The following is a 2,839-nucleotide window of genomic DNA, read 5'->3' as shown; positions in this document are numbered from 1 at the left end:
AGCGTTTAAGGTATCAAATACTGTTTCTACCAATAAAGTGTCTACACCTCCATCCAATAGGCCTTCTACCTGCTCAGCGTATGCACTTACCAATTGGTCAAAGCTTACAGCTCGAAATCCCGGGTCATTTACATCCGGAGAAAGGGAGGCAGTTCTGTTGGTTGGCCCAATCGCTCCAGCGACAAATCTTGGTTTGTCGGGTTCGTTGGCAGAGAATTCGTCTGCCACCTCTCGGGCGATCTTGGCAGACTCAAAATTGAGTTGATAAGCCAGTTCAGCAAGTCCATAGTCTTCTTGAGCAATGGTGGTACTGCTAAAAGTATTGGTTTCAACAATGTCTGCACCCGCTTCAAAATAGGCCTTATGTATAGCTTTGATGATGTCCGGCCGTGTCAAAGATAGCAAGTCATTGTTACCTTTTAATGATTTTTTGACAGTGGCAAGCTCTTGATTTCTAAAATCCTCCTCCTTAAGCCCATACCTTTGAATCATGGTACCCATAGCACCATCCAATATCAAAATGCGCTTTTGTAATTGTTGAAGTAATAAGTTGGTTCTGTTTGCCATGTGAATCGTATATTAAAATAAAAAAGCTTATACGAGCATGAACCGATGTAAAACTAGAGCATATTTCTAACTTTTGCGGCTCATCTTTATCCGGCATTTCCGGAACGGGAATTAGCACCTTGTCAACTCAGGTTGCTAAGACATCATAGGGCCCTACCCTCCGTCTTTCTCGATAAGCGATTCAAAAGTAACATGAATTCAGTAAATAAGTTCTTTTTTTTGTGAAAATCTTTAATAACCTATAGAGATATAGGGTTTAACAAATGCATCCAACCAGACAAATTGAACAAATAGGAGAAATCAATAACTATAATTTCTGAAATCAAATTTGCCTCATGACTTTTTGAAACAAATAAATTTTGGATGTACTCCTATTATTCTTTAATATAAACTGCTCAAATATAATGTACTTCCCTCCCATCAAACTTAAAATCTCAAGCAGGAGGATGGAACCTTTAGGGCCTAATTCCAAGACCAATTTGAAAATAGGGTCCGGCCATATAACTGCTCATATTCAAATCCCCAAATTTGTACTTATTCAATGGCTGTTCGTATCCTGCATGGGCCGAGGAAACCACCCTAAACATCTTTTTAAAGACCGGGATGGCGTAAGCCACCATCACCTCGGTTTTTGCCATTAAGCCACTGCTTTTCAAGTAGCCATCGTAATCCGGTTCTTCAAATAAAGCAGGAAAATCCGGCTTGTTATCCTTAGAAAGAGTATATCGTACATTGCCATATCCCAAGCCTGCCAACACCCCAAGCTCAAGGTTTCTCATTTTATAAAGCTGATAGCCATAGTTACCGTATAACCTCACACTGTTTAAGGTGTGGTCTTGATTTTCACTGGCTCTTCCGGAATTGGCTATATTGAAAACATCAAATGAATACAACCATCTTCGATTTCCTCCAATGATCTTCATGCCAAAATTATTTGGCTGGTCTTTAAAAGGCATCAAGCCATTGTTGGCCAAGTAATCATTTAGCATGTCGGGCTTTGTAAAGTTATAGCCATAAAAAAAATGGGCACCAATTCCTGCATCAGGAAAAAACAGGTTTTTGTCAGGCATTGACAAACCTGCGCCCAACCGAAAAAAGGCTCCGCTTTGTAGGTTATCGAATGTGACGTTGTTCATTTCCCAAGCCCCTTCAAAAGGGCTAAAGGAATAGCCAAACTTTCCCAAAATCCCAACCGTTTCTTCAAGCCCGGGAAGGCTAAAATCATATCCAAACTGGAAACCTATTTCAGTTAAAAAGCCGCCAAAATTTTGCGTACCCTTTTGGATGTTACGTTCCCTCAAAATAAAACCCTGTGCAGGTTGCTGTAAAAATGCGCTAAAATCTTCAACATTTCTCTGATCTTTTAGCATTTCAAAATTTACATACCCTGCACCTAAAGACATATAATGGATAAGATGGAAGTTACTTTCCTGGGTAAGCGCATAGCCAACGTTCATGTAAAACCGGGTACTCCTATTGTCTATAACATAATCTCTGTAATAGGAATTTGCACCGGTATTTTGATAGAGTTCAAACCCCAATATAAAATCAGACAATCTGTATTGATAACCTACTCCCAGGGTGGTATATCCTCCTCTCAGGTTTGAAATGCCTTTGTCAGCAAGCATCTCGTTGAATTCTCTGATATTTGCTCCCGAGGTACCGGCCAATACATAAATGGTAGACCGCTCAGAAACATCGCCTTGGGCATGTAGATTAAAGGCTATTCCCAACCAAAGGGGTATGTATAAAATCCATCTCATAGGTCTAATTAAAGATGCAAAGATATAATTTTAGCTGGGGAATCTTGTTACCGTTTAACCATAAAAATCCATACCATATCAGAGATAATTAATTATTTTGCCGTATAAATTCTCAGGAGTAAATGGTTTGGAAACGTAATCGTCCATACCTGAAGCTTCAAGCTCATCCTTCACTTCCAGTAAAGAGGCGGCTGTGAGGGCTATAATTGGAACATTTCTTTTCTCAACCAGATCAAGTTTACGAATAATTTTTGCCACTTCAAAACCATCCATTTCGGGCATTTGCAGATCGAGTAGTACCAAATCGAAATCGTTTTTGATAAAGCAATCCAAGGCTATCTTTCCATTATCAGCAAATTTTATTTCTCCCACACCCCATTTGGATAGGTATTTTCTTAATAAAACTTGGTTTACAAGGTTGTCTTCAGCCACCAATATTCTTTTGTCTCCAAGGTGATCGTCTTTTACCACTTCCTTTGTTTTGGACTTGCGCATGGACTCTTCCTGCA

At 39.6% G+C, this 2,839-nt stretch carries 3 protein-coding genes and 1 riboswitch; all 3 genes read right to left on the bottom strand.

The features are described 5' to 3' along the window. A partial coding sequence (locus AAC037_RS23045; RefSeq protein ID WP_339905934.1) for a homocysteine S-methyltransferase family protein occupies window positions 1-567 on the bottom strand: 567 nt, incomplete at its 3' end. 77 nt (window positions 568-644) lie between these two features. Beyond that, window positions 645-746: riboswitch (SAM riboswitch) on the bottom strand. Between the two features lie 276 nt (window positions 747-1,022). After that, window positions 1,023-2,330 carry a hypothetical protein gene (locus AAC037_RS23040; protein WP_339905932.1) on the bottom strand — a complete coding sequence of 436 codons (1,308 nt, stop codon included), beginning with the start codon at window positions 2,328-2,330 and terminating at the stop codon, window positions 1,023-1,025. A gap of 78 nt (window positions 2,331-2,408) precedes the next feature. Next, window positions 2,409-2,839: response regulator (locus AAC037_RS23035; RefSeq protein ID WP_339905930.1), on the bottom strand; the 431-nt coding region annotated here is incomplete at its 5' end.

It is taken from the genome of uncultured Cyclobacterium sp. (assembly GCF_963976465.1).
Taxonomy (GTDB): domain Bacteria; phylum Bacteroidota; class Bacteroidia; order Cytophagales; family Cyclobacteriaceae; genus Cyclobacterium.
This window is presented reverse-complemented; position numbering and strand designations above follow the sequence as displayed.

What these genes read in the sequence shown, in the direction of transcription:
- AAC037_RS23040 (WP_339905932.1), bottom strand. Translation starts at nt 2,330, where the DNA reads ATGAGATGGATTTTATACATACCCCTTTGGTTGGGAATAGCCTTTAAT.